The sequence below is a fragment of the Rhizobium sp. WYCCWR 11146 genome (assembly GCF_013591995.1).
Lineage (GTDB): Bacteria > Pseudomonadota > Alphaproteobacteria > Rhizobiales > Rhizobiaceae > Rhizobium > Rhizobium indicum.
Genome location: NZ_JACCEY010000016.1, coordinates 431,926 through 453,797, shown reverse-complemented (window position 1 = coordinate 453,797; position 21,872 = coordinate 431,926). Strand labels below are relative to the sequence as shown.

Here is a 21,872-nt window from a genome sequence, read left to right as displayed (position 1 = left end):
GGCAGGCCGAATTTCGCGCTGCAGTGCGAAATTCGGCGTTTCAGTAATTGTCGAGGAATCAGGAATAACGCGGCAAAGCCGACAGCAGCCGGTGCAATGTGTCGATCGTCGAGAAATCGGCGATGCCATCTATCCGTTCGGGCCGAAAATGCCGCTGGAAAGCTTCGACGTCACCGGCCATTTTTTCCGAGAATTCGCCTGTGATTTCAGTGCCGTAACCATAAAGCGACAGCATCGACTGCAGCGCTTCCACAGGTTGGCCGGTATCGCCGCGCTGGAAGAAGCGCCCGCCGGTGATCGTTGCCGGCTCGACCCAGTGCCCAATGCCCGCTTGGTAGAGCGCGGCCCAGGGGAATTTCTCGCCCGGATCGACCTTGCGGATCGGAGCAACATCGGAATGCCCGAGGACCCGTTCAGGCGTGATCGACCAACGTTTGACACAGTCGCGACACAATTCGATCACCGCGGCGATCTGCTCTTTCGGATAATCAGGAAGCCCGCCCGGATGGCCGGCATTGGCGATCTCGATGCCGATCGACAGCGAATTGATATCGGTCTCGCCGTGCCAGCTGCTTTTTCCCGCATGCCAGGCACGCCGCATTTCCGGCACGAGCTGCACGACCTCGCCATTCTCATGCACGAAATAATGGCTGGAAACCTGGCTTTCGGCGCGACAGAGCCAGTCGAGCGCACCATCTGCCGTCGGCATGCCGGTATAGTGCAGGAGGATCATATCCGGACGGCGCCCGTCCGCCCGTTCGCCGTGGTTCGGCGAAGGCTGCACGTGGGCGCTTCTGCAGTCGGCCTCGAAAGAGGTCATGCGGCGCGGCGTTCCTTCTCGATCGCCTCATAGGCCGCGTTCAGCGCCGCCATGCGCTCATTGGCGATCACATGGAATTCCTTCGGCACGCCGCGCGAGATCAGCCGGTCGGGATGATGTTCGCTGACGAGGCCGTGGTAGCGGCGGCGGATGGTCGGGAAATCATCCGAAGGCGAGACGCCGAGCACCTTGTAGGGATCACCGCCGGTCGAGACGTGACGGGCGGCGATCTGCTCGAAGCGGGTCTCGCTCATCTGGAAGATCTCGCCGATATGGCCCAGGAAATTCAGTTCCTTCTCGTGGATCAGCCCGTCGGCCTTGGCGATGTGGAAGAGCCCGTCGAGCACGTCTTCCAGCACCGGGCAATTGGCCGCACAGGTAACGCAGAGCGTGGAGAGCCGTTCGGCATAGGCTTCGTAGCCGGCGACGTCCTGACGCGCGAGATTGTAAAGCCTGGCGACATTTTTCGCCTGATCCTGCGGAAACTCGAAGATTTCGCGAAAGGCTTCGACCTCCTTCTCGCTGACGATGCCGTCGGCCTTGGCCATCTTGGCCGACAGCGCGATGATCGCCACCGAGAAAGCCACCTTACGCCGGGTCTCGGGATCGCCTTCAAAAACCGTGCGGATAGCCTCGACCACCGCAGACAGCGCATTGCCTGCGGTATTGCCAATGGCATTCAACAGTTTTTCCCAGAAGGACATCGAAAATCTCACACACGTGTCAACTTATAGAGAAACAGCTTGACCAAAGAATCGCAGCCTTTGCAAGGCGACTATTCGTCGTAGGGCCGAACACAGTTTTCACGATTTGGTAATTGTCGCACCGCAACAAACGATTCATCACGCCCGCTTTCATCTCGCGTGAGGGCATGGCCGGCAGTCGCGGGCATCGCCCGGGCACGTGGATTCCGGAGCGCGCGGCGGAAATTTCCACGGGCAGTTCCCGACACGTAGACCGGGTTGAAACGATTATATCAGCACTTCGCGTCGCCTTTGCGATCCAACACGGCAGAAACGCGCATTTTTCGTAAATTCTTTACTTTACAGGGCCCTTTCCCTGCCGCATCCATGCGCTAGCTAACGCTGCCGCACCGAAACACCGTAGGAGGGATCATGGCCAAACAGAAAGTCGCAATGTTGACCGCCGGAGGCCTGGCGCCCTGTCTTTCGTCCGCCGTCGGCGGCCTTATCGAACGCTATAGCGACGTCGCGCCCGAGCTCGAAATCGTCGCTTACAAGTCGGGCTACCAGGGTGTGCTCCTTGGCGACAGCATCGAGATCACCCGCGCGATGCGCGAAAAGGCGCCGCTGCTGCACCGCTATGGCGGCTCGCCGATCGGCAACAGCCGCGTCAAGCTCACCAATGCCGCCGACTGCGTCAAGCGCGGCCTGGTCAAGGAAGGCGAGAACCCGCTCCGGGTCGCCGCCGAACGCCTCGCCAATGACGGCATCACCATTCTCCACACGATCGGTGGCGACGACACCAATACCACGGCCGCCGACCTAGCCGCCTACCTCGCCGCCAACGGCTATGATCTCACCGTCGTCGGCTTGCCGAAGACTGTCGACAATGACGTCGTGCCGATCCGCCAGTCGCTCGGCGCCTGGACGGCCGCCGAAGTCGGCGCGCATTTCTTCGACAATGTCGGCAACGAGCAGACGGCCGCCCCCCGCACCCTCGTCATCCATGAAGTCATGGGCCGCCATTGCGGCTGGCTGACGGCCGCCACCGCCCGCGCCTATCTGCAGCGCACCAGCCGCAACCAGTATGTCGACGGCCTGATGATGGACGCGCACCTGAAGAGTATCGACGCCGTCTACCTGCCTGAGATGGCCTTCGACCTCGACGCCGAGGCCGCCCGCCTGAAGGAAAGCATGGACCGCAACGGCCACGCCACGGTCTTCGTCTCGGAAGGCGCCTGCCTCGATGCCATCGTCGCCGAGCGCGAAGCCGCCGGCGAGACCGTCAAGCGCGATGCTTTCGGCCATGTGAAGATCGACACGATCAATGTCGGCGCCTGGTTCCAGAAGCAGTTCGCCAATCTGCTCGACGCTGAGCGTTCCCTCGTGCAGAAATCAGGTTATTTCGCGCGCTCGGCGCCCGCCAACGGCGATGACCTCAGGCTGATCCAGAGCATGGTCGATCTCGCCGTCGAAAGCGCGCTCAATAAAGTCTCCGGCGTCACCGGCCATGATGAAGGCCAGAACGGTAAATTGCGCACTATAGAATTCCCGCGCATCAAAGGCGGCAAGGCTTTTGACCTTTCGACGGCATGGTTTGCCGAAGTCATGGACAATATAGGCCAGAAATACAAAGAAGCGTGATTGACGGATGGTTAATATGATGTCTTTGCTTGTTCCTGAGGAATAGGAGGAGACACCATGTCACTTGAAGCTTGGCTCGCTTTTGCGGCCGCATCCGCCATCATGCTGGCCATACCGGGGCCGACGATACTGCTCGTCGTTTCCTATGCGCTCGGTCATGGGCGCCGGACGGCGTTCGCGACGGTGGGCGGCGTGGCGCTTGGTGACTTCACGGCGATGACGGCTTCTCTCTTCGGTCTCGGCGCCGTCCTGGCCGCCTCCGCGACCCTCTTCACCGTCTTGAAGTGGATCGGCGGCGCCTATCTGATCTGGTTGGGAATCAAGCTCTGGCGGGCTCCCATCATCGGCGAACCGGTTGCCGACAACGACAACCTGCCGGAGGAGAAGTCGCTCAAGATCTTCCTCCACGCCTATGTCGTCACCGCCCTCAATCCGAAGAGCATCATCTTCTTCGTCGCCTTCGTGCCGCAGTTCCTCAATCCGGCCCTGCCCTTCGTCGGGCAGATGGCGATCATGGAAGCGACCTTCCTCGTTCTGGCGATCCTCAACGCCTCTACCTACGCCCTTCTCGCCCATAGCGCGCGCGGACTGATTCGCAAGGCGAGCATCCAGCGCGCAGTAAACCGAACCGGAGGCACTCTGCTGATCGCTGCAGGGGCTGTAACGGCCGGGTATCGCCGTATTGCAGCCTAGTAATATTCCGTGGTTGCCGGAATGCCACGAATAGGTTAATGGGGTCACCAGGGCTTAGGCTTTTGGTAACTTTTATACGCTGCCGGGGCGGCGCGATTTCACGAAAGTGGCGGAATGGTAGCGATCGGATTATCCGGCCTGAAACGCAGTCTTGTCGTCTCGACGATACTCTGCGGCGTGATGACGGGATGTACGAGCGTCGAATACACGTCCCAGGCCGAACTGACAGCCGCCCAGACCGTCGTGCCGATGCCGAAACCCGGCGAAGATGCAACACTCGCCGCGATCCCGACAGCCGAAGGCACAGCCGGTCAGGCGGTGGCAGGCGCCACCATTCCCCAGGCACCCCCCTCTTTGACCGCAACGGCGATGCCGGCCGTGACGACAGCTTCTCAGCCTGGCGATCTTGCCATGCAGGCAGGCATGCAGCCGGCAGCCTATGCGCAGATCCCGCTGACGCCCGAAATGACGGCGATCCAGTCCGTCGTGCCGACGCCGCGCCCGGGAACGGCGGCACAGCCGACGACGCAGCTTGCCTTTGCCGCGACACCGCAAAACAGCGCGCTTGCAGCACTTGCCGCAGTCGACACCACGCCGCGCGCCAGCATGGACTACGGTTTCGACGAATCCGGGCCGATCGATCCGCCGACCGCACCCCCGATGTTCAGCGACGACGACAAAGACGATGCGCCGACCGTCGAGAAGAGCTTTGTCACCAAGCTCATTCAGAAATATTCGAAAATCTACGAAATTCCCGAGACCCTGCTCCATCGCGTCGTCCATCGCGAGAGCCGCTATAATGCGAAGGCCTACAACAAGCGCGGCTATTTCGGCCTGATGCAGATCAAGTACAACACCGCCAAGTCCATGGGCTACGGCGGCGCCCCGGGCGGCCTCTTCGATGCCGAGACCAACATCAAATATGCCGCGAAATATCTGCGCGGAGCCTGGCTCGTCTCCGACAGTAAGGAAGACGACGCCGTTCGCCTTTACGCGCGCGGTTATTATTACGACGCCAAGCGCAAGGGCATGACCGACATCGCCCAAGGTAACTACTGACACCAGACATTGTCGAAACGGCCATCGCAGCCCCAGCCTATGGCTGCGCCTGTTGCTGCGATCCGGCCTGCTGCTGCGCCCCCGATTGCGGCAGGGCCGCCAGGATCGCCTTCAGCAGCGTCTGCGGCTGGTAGTCGAGCCGGCTCGGTGTCAGGCCAAGCCTGACGACCACCAGATTGGCGGAAGGCACGATCGCCACGCTCTGCCCATCGTGCCCCGTCAGCCAGAATGTATCCTCAGGCAGCCCGGCCCCAGCGCTCGAGCCGCGGCCGGGCGCCAGCCAGGCCTGGCCCTGCGAATACCGCCCGTTCGAAGCCGCCGTCGGGGTGCGCATGGCGCCGACGAAACCCTCCGGCAACAGTCGCTGGCCGTTCCACACGCCATCCTGCAGCAGGAACTGCCCGAAGCGCGCCCAGTCATGCGCCGTCGCATAGAGATAGGAGCTTCCGGCGAAGGTGCCGCGCGCATCGAGTTCGAACACGGCACTCGTCATCCCGAGCGGCGCAAACAACGCATCGTGCGGATAGGAAAAGGCCGCCTGAGCATTGCCGACCCTGTCCATCCAGATGCGCGAGAGCAGCACGGCCGTGCCGCTCGAATAGCGGAAGCGCTGGCCGGGTGCCGCCTCCATCGGCGCATTGGCCGGCAGCGATACCATGTCGGGATCGAGATAGAGCATGCGCGTCACATCGGCGACGTCGCCATAGTTCTCGTTGAAGGCAAGACCGCTCTCCATGCCGAGCAGATCGGAAACCTTGATCTTGGCACGCGCATCGTTCTTCCACTGCGCCAGCAGGTTATCGTCGTCGAAGGAGATCTTGCCGCCGAGCATCTGCCGGCCGAGGATCGTCGCATTTACCGTCTTCGTCATCGACCAGCCGATCAGCGGCGTCTTCGCCGAGAAGCCGGGTCCATAGGCCTCAGTGACGATGCGGCCATTGCGCACCACCACGATCGCCCGCATGGCCGGGCCGGCAACACCGGGATCTGCCAGCAGCGCCGCGATCTTCCCGTCCGCTGGATTGCCGGTTCCCTCGCCCTCCGGCCACAAGGCGTCGTTCGCCTGCATCTTGACCGGCGGATCGAAAGGCGCCGCATTCGCCGCCGCCTCGAAATTGCCGTCCGGCACGCTCGTGCAGCCGAAAGCACCGCGATAGAGCGCATAACTCGGCGCAAACAGCCCCATGAAGCGCGCCGTCACACGGTCGTTGTCTCGGTCGACGCTGACGCGCACCAGCCGCAGCAGCGGATTTCCAGGCGCCTGGACGTCGTCATGGAGCACATCCTCGGCCTCGCGGCCGGCAATGAAGACGTTGGAACAGACGATCTTTGCGGCATAGCCGTCGCCGACCCGCAGCAATTCCGGCGGCTGGGCGAAGAGCCAGCCGGCGGCGCCGATGACGACGAGGACGACAAGGAGAGCAAGCGCCTTCAGAATACGCAGGACAAATCGCATGACATTCCTCCATGACGGGAGAAAAGCAGGAATCGCACCCGCCGGAAAGGGGCCGACGCGAAGAAGGCGCACCATACCAATCACTTCCTGAAGATGTGATTGAGATCACGCTTCATTGAAGCCGCAGCCTCGCGAGAGGGCGCCCACAGCCCACGTCATCAAACTGTAGCAGTGGCGCGCTACACGCCCTGAACGCTAAAAAGGTGACAGACTCATGTCAGAATTTGCACCGGATGCCGGCTTCCGCAAGAACCGGAAACTCAAGGATGCCCTTCTCCGCCATAAGGCTTTTTCGAAGGATGGCTTTTCCGAGCGTCTCTTCGGCCTTCTCTTCTCCGGCCTCGTCTATCCGCAGATCTGGGAGGATCCGGATCTCGACATGCAAGCGATGGAGCTGAAGCCAAACCATCGCATCGTCACCATCGGCTCCGGCGGCTGCAACATGCTCGCCTATCTCTCCAAAGCGCCGGCTTCGATCGACGTGGTCGATCTCAACCCGCACCACATCGCGCTGAACCGCCTGAAGCTTGCCGCCTTCAAGCATCTTCCCGGCCATGCCGATCTCGTCCGCTTCCTGGCAATGCCGAACGAGAAGTCGAACAGCCGCGCCTACGACCAGCATCTCGCCGCCCGTCTCGATGAGGCGACCCGCAGCTACTGGAACGGCCGTAAATTCGGCCGTCGCCGCGTCACAGTCTTCGACCGCAACATTTACGAAACAGGCCTGCTCGGCCGCTTCATCGGCGCCGCCCACCTTCTTGCCCGCCTGCATGGCGTCAAGCTGCGCGAGATGACCAAGACCCGCTCGATCCGTGAGCAGCGCCAGTTCTTCGACGAACAGATCGCGCCGCTCTTCGAAAAGCCGGTCGTGCGCTGGATCACCGGCCGCAAGAGCTCGCTCTTCGGCCTCGGCATTCCGCCGCAGCAATATGACGAACTCGCAAGCCTTGCCGCCGATCATTCGATCGCGCCGGTGCTGAAGCACCGCCTGGAAAAGCTCGCCTGTCATTTCCCGATGAGCGACAACTATTTCGCCTGGCAGGCCTTCGGCCGCCGCTATGGCACCGAATCGGAAGGCCCTTTGCCGACCTATCTGAAGTCGGAGCACTATCAGGTGATCCGCGCCAATGTCGACCGCGTCAATGTCCACCACGCAAGCTTCACCGAGCTTCTGGCCCGCGAGCCGGCCGCCTCACGCGACCGCTACATCCTGCTCGACGCACAGGACTGGATGACGGACGAGCAGCTGAACGACGTCTGGACGGAAATCACCCGCACGGCGCGCGAAGGCGCCCGCGTGATCTTCCGCACCGCCGCCGAAAAAAGCATCATCGAAGGCCGTCTGGCTCCGGCGATCCGCGACCAATGGGATTACTTCGAAGAGAAGTCGCGTGAACTGACTGCGCTTGATCGTTCGGCAATCTACGGCGGCTTCCACATTTACGGGAAGAAAGCGTGAGCAAGGTCGGCACTGAGACGGCAGGACAGAGCGATGAACATGCCAGCCTCATGGATGGCATGTACCGCTACCAGCGCCATATCTACGACCTGACCCGCAAATATTATCTTCTCGGCCGTGACAGCACGATCCGCAACCTCGACGTGCCCGAAGGCGGCACGCTGCTTGAAGTCGGCTGCGGCACCGGGCGCAACATGGCTTTCGCCCATAGGCATTTCCCGACCGCCAAGCTGTTCGGCCTCGACATTTCCCAGGAAATGCTGATTTCGGCGCGCAAGACCTTCGCCACCAAGGCGACGATCCCGGAATTCCGCGTCGCCGACGCCACGGCCTTCACACCGCGCGAATTCGGCGTCAGCGGTTTCGACCGCATCCTGATTTCCTACGCCCTGTCGATGATCCCGGACTGGGAGCGCGCCGTCGACGCATCGATCGCTGCCCTCAATCCCGGCGGCCAGCTGCACATCGTCGATTTCGGCCAACAGGAAGGCTTGCCGGGCTGGTTCCGGCGCATGCTGCAGTCCTGGCTTGCGAAATTCCACGTCACCCCGCGCCCCGATCTGCGCCCGGTCCTGGAAGCGCAAGCCCATGAAAACAACGCGACATTGTTGTTCGATACCGTCGGCGGCGGTTATGCCTGGCGGGCAGCTATTATCAGCAAGCGCTCATAATTCGCTTGAAACTAACCGATTTTTTACGTTGATATGATGAAAAGAGGGTTATCCTCTGCTGACTCGTCTTTTTCGAAGGTCAGGTTGTGGGGCAAAGAGATCATTCGAGCTACGACGGGACGCCCATGCGCCGGCTTTTGTTTTGCGTTTTGCCCTTGGCCGTCCTTTTGGCCGGCTGCAGTTCCTCCGGTTATGACTACCTCGAAACGGCGTCGATCAAGCCGAAGACGCGCTTCAAGGACACCGATCCCCAGGATTTCGGAGCCAAGCATCCGCAGCTCAACCAGGTGCACGGCATCGATATTTCCAAATGGCAGGGCGATATCGACTGGGGCACGGTGAAGAATTCCGGCGTCGCCTTCGCCTTCATCAAGGCCACCGAAGGCAAGGACAGGGTCGATCCGCGTTTCGACGAATACTGGCGAGAGGCCCGCGCCGCCGGCATCCCGCACGCTCCCTATCACTTCTACTATTTCTGCTCCTCGGCCGATCAGCAGGCAGACTGGTTCATCCGCAACGTGCCGAAGGAGGCCATGCGCCTGCCGCCGGTGCTCGACGTCGAGTGGAACGCTGAATCAAAGACCTGCCGCTACCGTCCCGACGCTGAAACGGTGCGCGCCGAAATGCAGCGTTTCATGGACCGGCTGGAAGCCTATTACGGCAAGCGCCCGATCATCTATACCTCGGTCGATTTCCACCGCGAAAATCTCGCCGGCTACTTCCAGGATTATCATTTCTGGGTCCGTTCGGTGGCAAAACACCCCGAGGTGACCTATTCCGACCGCCGCTGGGCCTTCTGGCAATATACCTCGACCGGCGTGATTCCCGGCATCAGTGGGCCGACCGATATCAATGTCTTTGCCGGCAGCGCAAAGAACTGGAACAATTGGGTCGCGGCCGTTTCCAAGGATAGAAATTCTTAGTAACGTCTTGCGATGTTTCTTGCTTCCGTCACATTCGTCTGTGAAAGCGACGGCAATCTGTTTGATATAAGGACCGCATCCATGCACCGCTCGCTCGCAAGCCGCTCTGCACTCGCTCTTCTGTTTGCCCTCGCCCTCGCAGGCGGCGCGGCCGCCCAGCAGGCGCAGGGCGCAGCCCCGGCAGCGCCCTGCGGCGGCGATCTGTCCGCTTTCCTCGAAGGCGTGAAGAAAGATGCTGTGGCAGCCGGCGCCAGTGCGGCAGCCGCCGACGAGGCTTTCGCCGGCGCCGATAGCGACCCCAAGGTCCTGAGCCGGGATCGCGCCCAAGGCGTCTTCAAGCAGACCTTCCTCGAATTCTCCCAGCGCACCGTCAGCCAGGCCCGCCTCGACATCGGCCGCCAGAAGATGAAGCAATATGCCGACGTCTTTGCCCGCGCCGAGCAGGAATTCGGCGTGCCCCCCGGCGTCATCACCGCCTTCTGGGCGATGGAAACCGATTTCGGCGCCGTCCAGGGCGATTTCAACACCCGCAACGCCCTGGTGACGCTGTCGCATGATTGCCGCCGCCCGGAACTCTTCCGTCCGCAGCTGATCGCCCTTATCGAGATGGTCCAGCATGGCGACCTCGACCCCGCCACCAATACCGGTGCCTGGGCCGGCGAGATCGGCCAGGTGCAGATGCTGCCGCGCGACATCATTGCCTATGGCATGGATGGCGACGGTGACGGCCATGTCCGCCTGAAACAGAGCAGCCCGGACGCTATCCTGACGGCGGCGAAATTCATCCAGCACCTCGGCTTCGAGCGCGGCCAGCCCTGGCTGCAGGAAGTGACCGTGCCCGACAACCTGCCCTTCGAGAAATCCGGTCTTGGCGGCACGATGAAGGCCGCCGAATGGTTCGCACTCGGCGTCAAGCCGCGCGACGGCAACACAGCTTTCGGCGATCTCGAAGGCGACCTCGTGCTGCCGCAGGGCCGCATGGGACCGGCCTTCATCGCCTATCCCAATTTCAAGATCTATCTCGAATGGAACAAGTCGTTCATCTACACGACCTCGGCCGCCTATTTCGGGACGCGCCTTTCGGGTGCCGAACCCTATCTCAAGGGCGTGCCGGAACAGGGACTTGCCAGCGACCAGATGAAGGCCTTGCAGACCAAGCTGCAGTCGCTCGGCCATGATGTCGGCGAGATCGATGGCATCCTCGGCTCCGGCACGCGTGTCGCGATCCAGAAGGAACAGCAGCGCCTCGGCATGCCGGCCGACGGCTGGGCGACGCCTGCCCTTCTCAACGCCCTCTGATCCTAAAGCATGCCGCGCAAAAGTGTGCAGCGGTTTTGCGACAACGGCATGCGTAAAAACAAAGAGCTAAAGCGCGACGAGCGAATCCGAAAGATCGCGACGCGCTTTAGCTGACATCTTGCCGCCCGCTTCGCAAGAAACGGGTGGCGCGATCCGCCGCCTGCGATACAGCATGAAACCGAAAACCGTTTTTCGGCAAAACGGCTTGCGGTGGAGGAACCGGCGTGGACAGCAGAATGAATGCCTGGACCTGGGGTCTGCTGGTCCTGCTCGGCCTGATCTGGGGCGCCTCCTTTTTCTTTGCCCGCATCGCCGTCCAGCACGTGCCGCCGCTGACCCTCGTCTTCTTCAGGCTGCTGCTCGCAGCGCTGGCGCTGCATATCTATATCGCCGGCCGTTTCGACTTCTATGCGATCCTCAAGGCCCGCTGGCGCGAATTCCTGATCCTCGGGCTCATCAACAATGCCCTGCCGCATGCGCTGATCTTTTTCGGCCAGACCCGCATCGGCGCCGGTCTTGCGGCGATCCTGAATGCGACGACACCGATCTGGACCGTGTTGATCGCCAACTACTTCACCTCAGACGAGAAGCTGTCGCCGGCAAAGATCGCCGGCTGCCTGGTCGGGCTGGCCGGGACGATCGTGCTGATCGGCCCCGGCATATCGGCCGGTGGCCAAGCCCCGCTCTGGGCGCTGCTTCTTCCCGTGCTTGCCGCGATCTCCTATGGTTTCGCCGCCACTTACGGAAAACGCTTCAAGAATGTTCCCGCCCCTGTCACCGCAGCCGGACAGTTGACCGCCTCTTCGCTGATTGCGCTGCCGCTGTCGCTGCTGGCCGATCGTCCTTGGGCGCTTGCCGCACCGTCGCTCGATGCCCTCCTCGCCATCCTGGCACTGGCGCTGCTGTCGACCGCCTTCGGCTACATCCTCTATTTCCGGATCATGGCGGCGGCTGGCGCCACCAATGCCTCGCTCGTCACCCTGCTGGTGCCGCCGAGCGCCATCCTTCTCGGCGTGCTCTTCCTCGGAGAAAGGCTCGCGCTGAGCGAGTTTGCCGGCATGGCGCTGATCGGTTTCGGCTTGGTCATTCTCGACGGCCGCGCCTATCGCATGCTCGCGAAGGCCGCCTGAAACCGGTTGCGAATTCCATATGTTTTCAACCAGTTGCGAGCCTGCCATGTTTTAGGCGCATAGGTAAATGTGCGATCGCCCGATTTAACGGCATGTTAAAATCTGTGAACAAAAATTTGTTGCAAATTAACAAATAATTTCAAACGCTTGCCGAAACACTATTCGACTTATCCACTGAACTCTTCTGCAGCGCAGCATAAGATCTGCTTCCCAACCGACATATTTCAGACATATTATCGGCCGGTTAACGCGAGGAGACAGACATGGGACTCACGCAATCCTTGAATGTTCTGTTGGTCAGTGCAGCGTTTGCTTTCGTCTTGTCCATGCTCTTCATCTGAGCTGGCCGACGAAAGTGTAATGACTGATAGTGCCTAAACTCCTGAATAGCTGATCAATCCGCCAACGAAAAAGCGCATGTCCCGCCCGACATGCGCTTTTCACTTTTACAGCGCCGCGCGTCTTTCAGACGCGCAAAGATCAGGCGGCTGCGCCAGCACTTTTTGTTTGCCGGCGGGAGAGGCCGAGATTGTCGAGCACGGCGGAAACCAGCGGCGCACGGTTCATCGTATAGAGATGGAAGTCGTGGATGCCGCGCCGGACGAGATCTTCGATCTGTTCGGCAGCGACTTCGGCGGCGACCTTCGCCCGCTCCTCGGGCTTGTCGTCGAAGCCTGCGAAGCGCTCGTCGAGAAAGGCGGGGATGATCGTGCCGCAGGCCCCGGCGAAGCGCTTCAACTGCGTCAGGTTCTGGATCGGCATGATGCCGGGCACAACGGGGATCGAGATGCCGGCGCCGCGCACCCGTTCCAGGTAACGCTCGAAATTATCGTTGTCGAAGAAGAATTGCGTCAGTGCCCGGTCGGCGCCATTGTCGGCCTTGCGCTTCAGCATGTCGATATCGGCCGCCGTGTCGCGGCTTTCCGGGTGTTTTTCCGGATAGGCGGAAACCGAAATCTCGAAATCGCCGATTTCCTTCAGGCCGGCCACCAGCTCCGCCGCATTGGCATAACCGCCGGGATGCGGCTGGTAGGGCGCACCGGCGCCGCCGGGCGCATCGCCGCGCAGCGCCACGAAATGCGTCACGCCGGCCTTGCGGAACGTGTCGACTACCTGATGCGTCTCCTCCTTGGTCGCGCCGACGCAGGTGAGATGCGAGGCTGTGGCAAGCGGCGTCTGCGACAGGAACCGAGTAACGGCGGTCAGCGTCGGCGCTCTGGTGGTGCCGCCGGCGCCATAAGTCACCGAGACGAAATCCGGGTCCCAGTCCTGCAGTTCGCTGACGGTATGCCAGAGCTGCCCTTCCATCTCCTCCGATTTCGGCGGGAAGAATTCGAAGGAGACCCTGATGTTGCGGCCGCGCGCTTCGTTTTTCAAAGCCATGTCATACCCTCCCGGCAAATGTAGGTTCGGCGCCTTCGCTCGTCTGCGAAGCCATGAGACGCCTCGGATCTCGCGCGAGCCAGACGGTGACCGTCAACCCCTGCCCGCTTTGCTGACCCGGATGAAGATCGACGACCTGCTCGACGTCGAGCCCGGCCTTGCGCAACCAGTCGGACATCGCCTGGTGCGAAAAACCGAGACGGACATGCGCATGCTCGTCGCGGAGATATTCGAGCGTGTGCGGCGCAAGGTCGATGACCACGAGCCGGCCGCCCGGCCGGAGCATGCGCGCCGCTTCCGCGATCGCAATCTCCGGCTGATCGAAGAAATGCAGCACCTGATGGATCGTCACCAGATCGAAATCCTGTCCCTCGAAAGGCAGGTTCAGGATATCGGCGTGGCGCACGGTGGCCTTGGTGATGCGGGACTTGTCGAGATTGGCGCGTGCCACGCTCAGCATGTCGCGGCTGGCATCAACGCCGGTCGCCCGGCGGTAGAGCCCGGACAGGAGTTCGAGGATGCGGCCGGTGCCGGTGCCGAGATCGAGCAGCGAGTCGATCGGCTGGCTGCCGAGCAGCCGGATGACGGCAGCGTCGACCTCCTCATCGGCCGCATGCAGGCGGCGAAGCTCGTCCCATTCGGCCGCGTTGCGGCTGAAATAGGCCTGTGCCCGCTCGGCGCGCTGGTGCTTGACCTGCGAGAGCCGCTCGCCGTCGCGAAGGATGGTCGGATCGTTCTCGGAAACATGCTTCAGCAACGCCCGCACCAGCATGGCGGCCTTACCGTCCTGCTTGAGGCGGAAATAGGCCCAGGCGCCTTCCTGGTAGCGTTCGATCAGTTCGGCCTCGCCGAGCAGCTTCAGGTGGCGCGAGATGCGGGGCTGGGATTGGCCGAGAATTTCGGTAAGATCGGTCACCGTCAGATCGCCGCCGTCAAGAAGTGCCAGAAGACGCAGGCGCGTGGGCTCGCCGGCCGCCTTCAAGACGTCCACCAGCGCCTCCAGTCCAAGCTTCAAGGGTTCGCTCATTTTCGATCCGATCAAGATATAAAGATATCTTTATGTGATTTGAAAAGCGGTGGCAAGCGAGAATTCGCTCTCTCCACGAAATTGGCTGCTCAAATTGCGACAGAGGCAGACATGAAAAAGCCCCGGCCGAACCGGGGCTTCCGAAAGCAAAAATGAGTGAAATCAGCGTGTCAGACGCTTGTGAGCCTGGCTGCCCGGGTTAAGGGCGTCGGGGCCGAGACGGCGAACCTTGTCCTGTTCATAATCCTCGAAGTTGCCTTCAAACCATTCGACATGGCCGTCGCCTTCGAAAGCGAGGATATGCGTCGCCAAACGGTCGAGGAACATGCGATCATGGCTGATGATGATGGCGCAGCCGGCAAAGTTCTCCAGCGCGTTTTCCAAGGCACCCAGCGTTTCCGTATCGAGGTCGTTGGTCGGTTCGTCGAGCAGCAGAACGTTGCCGCCGGCCTTCAGCATCTTGGCAAGGTGAACACGGTTGCGCTGACCACCAGAGAGATTGCCGACCTTCTGCTGCTGATCGCCGCCCTTGAAGTTGAAGGCGCCGCAATAGGCACGGGAGTTCATGTCGAACTTGCCAAGCTTGATGATTTCGGCGCCGCCGGAGATTTCCTCCCAGACCGTCTTGTCGGCCGCAAGGGTGTCACGGCTCTGGTCGACATAACCGAGATGCACGGTCTCGCCGATGCGGATCGAACCGCCATCCGGCGTTTCCTGGCCGGTGATCATCCTGAATAGCGTCGTCTTACCGGCGCCGTTCGGGCCGATGATGCCGACGATGCCGCCTGGCGGCAGCTTGATCGACAGGTCGTTGATCAGCGTACGGCCCTCGAAGCCCTTGGTGATGCCGTCCATCTCGATGACCACCTGGCCGAGGCGCTCGCTGACCGGGATGATGATCTGCGCGTCGCCGGGACGCTGCTTCTCGGCGGCATCCACCAACTGCTCATAGGACTTGATACGCGCCTTGGATTTGGCCTGACGAGCCTTCGGGCTGGAAGCGATCCATTCCTGTTCGCGGCTGATCGCCTTCTGGCGCGATGCGTCTTCGCGGCTTTCCTGCAGCATGCGCTTGGCTTTCGCCTGCAGGTAGGCCGAGTAGTTGCCTTCGTAGGGGATGCCACGGCCGCGGTCGAGTTCGAGAATCCATCCGGTGACGTTGTCAAGGAAGTAGCGATCGTGGGTAATCATCATCACGGCGCCCGGATAGTCGCGCAGATGTTTTTCGAGCCAGGCGATGGTTTCGGCGTCTAGGTGGTTGGTCGGTTCGTCGAGCAGCAGCAGATCCGGCTGCGAAAGCAGCAGGCGGCAGAGCGCAACACGGCGACGCTCACCACCGGAAAGGCTGGTGACTTCGGCGTCGCGCGGCGGGCAGCGCAGCGCTTCCATCGCCATCTCGACCTGGCTTTCCAGATCCCAGAGGTTCTGGCTATCGATGACGTCCTGAAGCTTGGCGCCCTCTTCCGCCGTCTCGTCGGAATAGTTCATCATCAATTCATTATAGCGATCGAGGACAGCCGTCTTCGAGGCGACGCCTTCCATGACATTCTCGAACACCGTCTTGTTGGGATCGAGATGCGGCTCCTGCTCCAGATAGCCGACCGTCGCACCTTCGGCGAGCCAGGCTTCGCCGGTATACTCCTTGTCCTGACCTGCGATGATGCGCAGCACGGTGGATTTACCCGCGCCGTTCGGACCAAGGATACCGATCTTGGCATCCGGGTAGAACGAAAGGTGGATATTCTCCAGGATCTTCTTGTTGCCATAGGCCTTGTTGAGGCCGGACATATGATAGATGAACTGACGTGCCATGCTGCGCTGCTCCGGGCGGGAAACTTCGATTGTGCCGCTATGTAGGCGAAACAGCGCCTGCGGGCAACGCCAAACCCGGTTTACTCAGGATTTCCGGTCAAAAGCCCGCAGCATCGACGACGCCCTCGTCACAGCCGAACGATGTTTTTCCAGCACCCTGGATCAGATCGGCAAGCCCGGCACTTTTCGCCGATGCCGCCCCGGCGGCTTCCGAAAGCCCGATCGTCAGCTCGCTGATCATCCTGACATTGCCGGCCCGCCGGCAGCTCATCTTGACGCGGTCGCCGGCACCCGGGCCGAAGCTCTTGTCGAAAGCCGCCTTGATCGCGTCGGCCTTGACCGGCTTGCCGATATTGGCAGCGAAAAGATCGCGCACCGCCGACGCGTTGAGTGCGCCCACGAGATGCACACCGACACCGAAATAGTCGTCGGCGCTCATCTTCGTGCAGGTGCCATGCTTCACCCATTCATGCCGTTCCAGGCCGGATTGCGTGCCGGGCATCGCCTTTGCGAGCGCCGTCTTCGTCTCCGCCGCAAGCGTGACCTCCGGCAGCTTGTTCCAGTCGCCATCCTTGTCGGCGGCCTTCTGCTCGGCGCTTACGCCGCAATAATCCTGCCGCATTGGCCAAAGTCCGTGCAAGGAAAAGTTCGTCGCATCGGGACGCTCGCCGGTCTGGCTCGCACACTCGGCCTTCTTCTGGTTCGTCTGGCAAAAGGCCGGCTGCCAGCTCGCCGCCAGAATGAAGCGGGTGCGCCCGCCAGCCTCCTGCGCCACGGCGGCGCCGGCAATAACCATCGACACAGCGAACGACAAGGTACGCAATTGCATGCTGCTCATTTCAACCCCCAAAAAAAGAACAATACAGGAACAAATAAGCATCAAAATCAAAAGGCCGCAACCCTGAATCGCAACAAGGCCACAAATTGTTATCAGATAATCAAATACCCATGTTGCAATTACCCGGCGATCTGGTCTGTTGCCGCCGGGAGGATCACATGTTTTCTGAAACGCATAGGCTCGCCGTGCCAGGGGCGTCGCTGGCCTATCACCATGCCGAGGCCATCACCCCGGCACGCGGCATCCTGTTGATATCGCATGGCTTGGCCGAACATTCGAAACGATACCGCTCCTTTGCCGAGGCGATGGCGGCGCGCGGATATCATGTCTATGCCCATGATCATCGCGGCCACGGCGAGACGACGGCGCCCGACGCGCCGATCGGCCGCTTTGCCCGGCGCGGTGGGGTCGAAAGGGTGATCGGCGACGTCATCGCCATGCGCAGCCATGCGGCCTCCCGCCATCCCCGCCTGCCGGTGATCCTTTTCGGCCATTCGATGGGCGGCCTCATCGCCCTCAACGCTGCCGTCACGGCTCCGGCCGACTTCGACGCCGTCGCCGTCTGGAATTCGAATTTCGCCGTCGGCCTTGCCGGCCGCGCCGCCCAGGCGATCCTGCTTGCCGAGCGCATGCTGAAGGGCTCCGACGTGCCGAGCGGCATGTTGCCGAAGCTCACCTTCGGCGCCTGGGGCAAATCCATTCCCGGCCGCCGCACCGAGTTCGACTGGCTGTCGCGTCTTCCTGATGAAGTCGACAAATATGTTTCCGATCCGCTCTGCGGCTTCGACGCCTCGGTCTCTCTCTGGCTCGATCTCTTCGAGCTGACCTTCCGCGCGCCGCAGAAAATCCACCTCGACCGGCTGCCGCGGGACATGCCGATCCATCTGGTCGGCGGCGGAGAGGACCCGGCGACGGAGCGTGGAAAAGCCGTGCTCTGGCTGTCAAACCATTTGAAAGGCCAAAGCTTCTCCCGTATCAGCACTGAGATATATCAGGACATGCGGCACGAAACATTAAATGAGATCGGCGCGGAGGCGGCGATCGCAGCCTTCGCCGAGTGGTGCGACAGGGCCGTCGCAAGATCCTGAGCGACCAATATCCTGAGTGACCAATATCCTGAGTACAGGGATTTCATCATGAACAGCACCTCCGCCCGCCCCGTTTCGTCCGCCTCCGACGTGACGATGGGGCTTGTGCTGATGTTTATCTCGGTGATGTTCTCGCCGCTCATCGATATTTTCGCCAAGCTTGCCATCGTCACAGTCCCGTCCGCGGAGATCACCGCCGGCCGCTTCGCCGTACAGGCGCTCTGCATGTTGCCGATTGTGATATGGCGGCGCAGCTTCGCCGATTTTTCCTGGCGCCAAAATCTGTTCCACGCCATCCGCGGCGCGATCATCACTGTCTCGATGATCTCCTTCGTCACCACGCTGAAATACATGGCGGTCGCCGACGCGATTGCGATCTTCTTCGTCGAGCCGATCATGCTAACGATCCTCGGCGGTATCTTCTTGAAGGAGACAATCGGCTGGCGGCGCTATAGCGCCTGCGGCGTCGGCTTCTTCGGGGCGATGCTGATCATTCAGCCGAGTTTCGAAGAAGTCGGCTACATCGCGCTTCTGCCTGTCGTCAGCGCGCTCTGCATCGCCATCTTTGTGCTGATGACCCGCGTCCTCTCGCACAGGGAGGACCCTTGGGCCATGCAGTTCCAGATGAGCATCTGGGGCCTGCTCTTCTGCGCCATCCTGCTTTTCCTGGGCCAGGGAACCGGCTCCGATCTCTTCGATCCGGTCATGCCGGATGGCCGCGCCTGGTTCTATGTCGCCGGCGTTGGCGCCATGGCCGCGATATCGGGCATCCTCGGTGTCTATGCCTATCGCGCAGCACCAGCCTCGACGCTCGCACCGCTGCAATATTTCGAGATCGTCTCGGCGACGATCTTCGCCTGGCTGGTCTTTGGCGACTTCCCGGATGCGATCAAATGGCTCGGCATCATGATTATCATGGCGTCGGGCTTCTACATTGTCTGGCGCGAGCGCCGCTTTGCATCGAAACCGGTATCCGGTACATCAGAGGCGACGCTGGCGCCCTAGATCTGAGCCCAGATCTAAGAACGAGAGCCCGGAGGAACATGACGGAGACCGTGACGAAAAAACCGCCGCTTGCCGGCATCCGGGTGATCGAGCTTGCTCGCGTGCTCGCCGGCCCCTGGGCGGGACAGATGCTCGCCGATCTCGGCGCCGACGTCATCAAGGTCGAAAATCCCGACGGCGGCGACGATACGCGCCAATGGGGGCCACCCTTCGTCGAGGGCGCCGACGGCGAAAATCTCTCGGCCGCCTATTACCACGCCGCCAATCGCGGCAAGCGCTCCGTCACTGCCGACCTGAAGAGCGCCGAAGGCCAGGATCTCGTCCGCCGCCTCGTCTCCACCGCCGATGTGGTCATCGAGAATTTCAAAGTCGGCGGCCTCGTCAAATACGGGCTCGATTATGACAGCCTGCGCAAGGTGAACCCGAAGCTCGTGTATTGCTCGATCACCGGCTTCGGCCAGAACGGCCCTTATGCCAGCCTCGCCGGCTACGATTACATCGTCCAGGGCATGTCCGGCTTCATGTCGATTACCGGGGAGCCGGGTGGCCAGCCGATGAAGGCAGGTGTCGCCATCGCCGATATCTTCACCGGCATCTATGCCGTCTCGGCGATCGAAGCCGCCCTGATCCATGCCCTGAAGTCAGGCGAAGGCCAGTTGGTCGACATGGCCCTGCTCGACGTGCAATCGGCCGTGCTCGCCAATCAGAACATGAATTACCTGGTCTCCGGCGAGGCGCCGACCCGCCTCGGCAATGCCCATCCCAATATCTCGCCCTATGAGGTCGTGCCGACGGCGGATGGTTATCTCATTCTCGCGGTTGGAAACGACGGCCAGTTCCGCCGCCTCTGCACCATCCTCGGCCTGGAGGCCATCGCGAGCGACGAGCGTTTCGCCACCAACAAGGCACGCGTCGGCAATCGCGCCGAAGTGCGCCGCCTCATCTCCACCGAGACGCTGAAATGGCAAAAGGCGGATCTGTTGAAGGCCTGTGAAGAGAACGCGGTTCCATCAGGCGCGATCAATACGATCGAGGAAATGTTCGCCCATCCGCAGGTGCAGGCCCGCGGCCTGCGCATCGACCTTGCGGATGCCGCCGGTACCGTGATCCCCGGTGTCAGGACGCCTGTTGTGCTGTCGGAGACGCCGCTGCGTTATATAAGGCCGAGCCCGCGTCTCGGCGAACACCAGGCAGAAATTCTGGCGGAACTCGCCGAGCGCGAGAGGAAGGCATCGTCATGAAGAAGGCATTGTCATGAAGAAGACGGGCGGGGAACTGATCGTCGAGGCGCTGAAGGCGAACGGAGTCAAGCGTCTCTCCTGTGTGCCCGGCGAGAGCTTCCTCGCCGTGCTCGACGCGTTGCGCGACAGCGATATCGACGTCCTCGTCTGCCGCCAGGAGGGCGGAGCGGCGATGATGGCGGATTGCTGGGGCAGGCTGACCGGCGAACCCGGCATTTGCATGGTGACCCGTGGCCCCGGCGCCACCAACGCCTCCGCCGGCCTGCATATCGCCAAGCAGGACTCGATCCCAATGATCCTCTTCATCGGCCAGGTGCAGCGGGAAGCGAGAGAACGCGAGGCCTTCCAGGAGGTCGAGTTCCGCCGCGCCTTTACCGAATTCGCCAAATGGGTGGGCGAGATCGACGATGCCGCCCGCATTCCCGAGTTCGTCACCCGCGCCTTTGCGATCGCAACCTCCGGCCGTCCCGGCCCTGTGGTGCTGACCCTGCCGGAAGACATGCTGCGCGACGAAGTCGAGGCGCCCCGCGCCAAGCGCTATGTCGGCGTCGAAGCCCACCCCGGTCGCAGCCAGATCGACGATCTCTATCTGCGCCTGCTCAAGGCCGAGCGGCCGATGGTGATCCTCGGCGGCACGCGCTGGGATGCCGATGCCGTCGCCGATTTTGCAATTTTCGCCGAACGTTTCAAATTGCCGGTCGGCTGCTCGTTCCGCCGGCAGATGCTGTTCGATCATCTGCATCCCTGTTATGCCGGCGATGTCGGCATCGGGATCAATCCGGCGCTGGCAAAGGAGATCAAGGAGAGCGACCTGCTGATCCTGCTGGGCGCCCGCATGTCGGAAATGCCCTCCTCATCCTATACGCTGATCGATATCCCATACCCCCAGCAATCGCTGGTGCATATCTATCCCGATGCATCCGAACTCGGCCGTATCTATCGTCCTGATCTTGCGATCTGCGCCGCTGCTGCCAATTTCGTTGAAGCGCTCGCCGATCTGGAAGCGCCGGCCGAGCCGCACTGGGCGGAGCGCACGGAACGCATGCACCAGGCCTATCTCGCCTGGTCGAAGCCGCCTTCGACAGGTCCGGGCGCCGTCCATATGGGGCCGATCATGGAGTGGCTGGAGGCCAATACCGGGCCGGACGCGATCTTTACCAATGGCGCCGGCAACTACGCCACCTGGGTGCACCGCTTCCATCGTTTCCGCCGCTTCAACACCCAAGCCGCCCCCACCTCCGGCTCGATGGGTTACGGCCTGCCGGCCGCCGTCGCCGCCAAGCGGCTCTTTCCCGAGCGCGAGGTCATCTGCTTTGCCGGGGACGGCTGCTTCCTGATGCACGGACAGGAATTCGCCACCGCCATCCGCTACGGTCTGCCGATCATCGCAGTCGTCGTCAACAACGGCATCTACGGCACGATCCGCATGCATCAGGAGCGCGAGTATCCCGGCCGCGTCAGCAGCACCGATCTGACCAATCCCGACTTCGCAGCCCTTGCTCGCGCCTATGGCGGCCATGGCGAGACGGTGGAGACGACGGCGGATTTCGCCCCCGCCTTCGAGCGGGCACGCGCCAGCGGCAAGCCCGCAATCATCGAAATCAAACTCGATCCCGAAGCGATCACGCCGACGCGCACGCT

General features: G+C 61.7%; 19 protein-coding genes. 12 read left to right on the top strand and 7 right to left on the bottom strand.

Going from position 1 to position 21,872, the window contains the following annotated elements; translation table 11 throughout:
• Positions 1 to 58: 58 nt before the first annotated feature.
• Entirely contained in the window at positions 59 to 820 is a 762-nt protein-coding gene (locus HX899_RS12210; RefSeq protein WP_138330507.1) for an N-acetylmuramoyl-L-alanine amidase, read from the bottom strand.
• Positions 817 to 1,524: a DnaJ family molecular chaperone gene (locus HX899_RS12205; protein ID WP_025395328.1), complete on the bottom strand. Its 708-nt coding sequence runs from the start codon at positions 1,522 to 1,524 to the stop codon at positions 817 to 819. The genes HX899_RS12210 and HX899_RS12205 overlap by 4 nt, the downstream gene beginning before the upstream one ends.
• A 411-nt stretch (positions 1,525 to 1,935) precedes the next feature.
• Between HX899_RS12205 and HX899_RS12200 the strand changes: the two genes are divergently transcribed.
• The 3 genes from HX899_RS12200 (at position 1,936) to HX899_RS12190 (ending at position 4,899) form a co-directional block, all read left to right on the top strand.
• A complete protein-coding gene (locus HX899_RS12200; RefSeq protein WP_029873407.1) occupies positions 1,936 to 3,147 on the top strand; it encodes a pyrophosphate--fructose-6-phosphate 1-phosphotransferase in 1,212 nt (403 codons plus the stop codon).
• Between the two features lie 57 nt (positions 3,148 to 3,204).
• Entirely contained in the window at positions 3,205 to 3,840 is a 636-nt protein-coding gene (locus HX899_RS12195; RefSeq protein WP_003541440.1) for a LysE family translocator, read from the top strand.
• Between the two features lie 114 nt (positions 3,841 to 3,954).
• Positions 3,955 to 4,899, top strand: coding sequence for a lytic transglycosylase domain-containing protein (locus HX899_RS12190; RefSeq protein WP_138330505.1), 945 nt, complete (start codon positions 3,955 to 3,957; stop codon positions 4,897 to 4,899).
• A 37-nt stretch (positions 4,900 to 4,936) separates the two neighbouring features.
• Here the strand turns inward: HX899_RS12190 and HX899_RS12185 are convergent, their stop codons facing one another.
• A complete protein-coding gene (locus tag HX899_RS12185; protein ID WP_171598404.1) occupies positions 4,937 to 6,355 on the bottom strand; it encodes a serine hydrolase in 1,419 nt (472 codons plus the stop codon).
• Between the two features lie 214 nt (positions 6,356 to 6,569).
• On the opposite strand from HX899_RS12185, the gene HX899_RS12180 reads away from it, so the two are divergent.
• From HX899_RS12180 to HX899_RS12160, 5 genes are all read left to right on the top strand, one after another.
• Complete coding sequence (locus HX899_RS12180; RefSeq protein WP_138330503.1) at positions 6,570 to 7,814, top strand: DUF3419 family protein; 1,245 nt, start codon at positions 6,570 to 6,572, stop codon at positions 7,812 to 7,814.
• Positions 7,811 to 8,485, top strand: coding sequence for a class I SAM-dependent methyltransferase (locus tag HX899_RS12175; protein ID WP_138330502.1), 675 nt, complete (start codon positions 7,811 to 7,813; stop codon positions 8,483 to 8,485). The genes HX899_RS12180 and HX899_RS12175 overlap by 4 nt, the downstream gene beginning before the upstream one ends.
• A 125-nt stretch (positions 8,486 to 8,610) precedes the next feature.
• The gene (locus HX899_RS12170) at positions 8,611 to 9,408 is read left to right on the top strand and encodes a GH25 family lysozyme (protein WP_129419869.1); all 798 of its coding nucleotides are present in this window, start codon (positions 8,611 to 8,613) and stop codon (positions 9,406 to 9,408) included.
• Positions 9,409 to 9,489: 81 nt separating this feature from the next.
• A complete protein-coding gene (locus HX899_RS12165) occupies positions 9,490 to 10,707 on the top strand; it encodes a lytic murein transglycosylase (protein WP_138387064.1) in 1,218 nt (405 codons plus the stop codon).
• Between the two features lie 224 nt (positions 10,708 to 10,931).
• Complete coding sequence (locus HX899_RS12160; protein ID WP_138387063.1) at positions 10,932 to 11,837, top strand: DMT family transporter; 906 nt, start codon at positions 10,932 to 10,934, stop codon at positions 11,835 to 11,837.
• 480 nt (positions 11,838 to 12,317) lie between these two features.
• Here HX899_RS12160 and metF read toward each other — a convergent pair whose 3' ends face one another.
• From metF to HX899_RS12140, 4 genes are all read right to left on the bottom strand, one after another.
• Entirely contained in the window at positions 12,318 to 13,220 is a 903-nt protein-coding gene (gene metF, locus HX899_RS12155; protein ID WP_138330499.1) for a methylenetetrahydrofolate reductase [NAD(P)H], read from the bottom strand.
• A 1-nt stretch (position 13,221) separates the two neighbouring features.
• Entirely contained in the window at positions 13,222 to 14,247 is a 1,026-nt protein-coding gene (locus tag HX899_RS12150) for a metalloregulator ArsR/SmtB family transcription factor (RefSeq protein ID WP_138387061.1), read from the bottom strand.
• Positions 14,248 to 14,409: 162 nt separating this feature from the next.
• Entirely contained in the window at positions 14,410 to 16,059 is a 1,650-nt protein-coding gene (gene ettA, locus HX899_RS12145; protein WP_011652822.1) for an energy-dependent translational throttle protein EttA, read from the bottom strand.
• 97 nt (positions 16,060 to 16,156) lie between these two features.
• On the bottom strand, positions 16,157 to 16,897 hold the full coding sequence (locus HX899_RS12140) for a ribonuclease T2 family protein (protein ID WP_138387060.1): 741 nt from the start codon (positions 16,895 to 16,897) through the stop codon (positions 16,157 to 16,159).
• A gap of 158 nt (positions 16,898 to 17,055) precedes the next feature.
• Between HX899_RS12140 and HX899_RS12135 the strand changes: the two genes are divergently transcribed.
• From HX899_RS12135 to HX899_RS12120, 4 genes are all read left to right on the top strand, one after another.
• A complete protein-coding gene (locus tag HX899_RS12135) occupies positions 17,056 to 17,985 on the top strand; it encodes an alpha/beta fold hydrolase (RefSeq protein WP_171598406.1) in 930 nt (309 codons plus the stop codon).
• Between the two features lie 48 nt (positions 17,986 to 18,033).
• Complete coding sequence (locus HX899_RS12130; RefSeq protein WP_171598407.1) at positions 18,034 to 18,990, top strand: DMT family transporter; 957 nt, start codon at positions 18,034 to 18,036, stop codon at positions 18,988 to 18,990.
• 38 nt (positions 18,991 to 19,028) lie between these two features.
• Positions 19,029 to 20,231, top strand: a complete 1,203-nt coding sequence (locus HX899_RS12125) for a CaiB/BaiF CoA-transferase family protein (protein WP_138330495.1) — start codon at positions 19,029 to 19,031, stop codon at positions 20,229 to 20,231.
• A gap of 13 nt (positions 20,232 to 20,244) precedes the next feature.
• Positions 20,245 to 21,872 (top strand): thiamine pyrophosphate-binding protein (locus HX899_RS12120; RefSeq protein WP_181292584.1); only part of this gene is annotated, 1,628 nt, incomplete at its 3' end.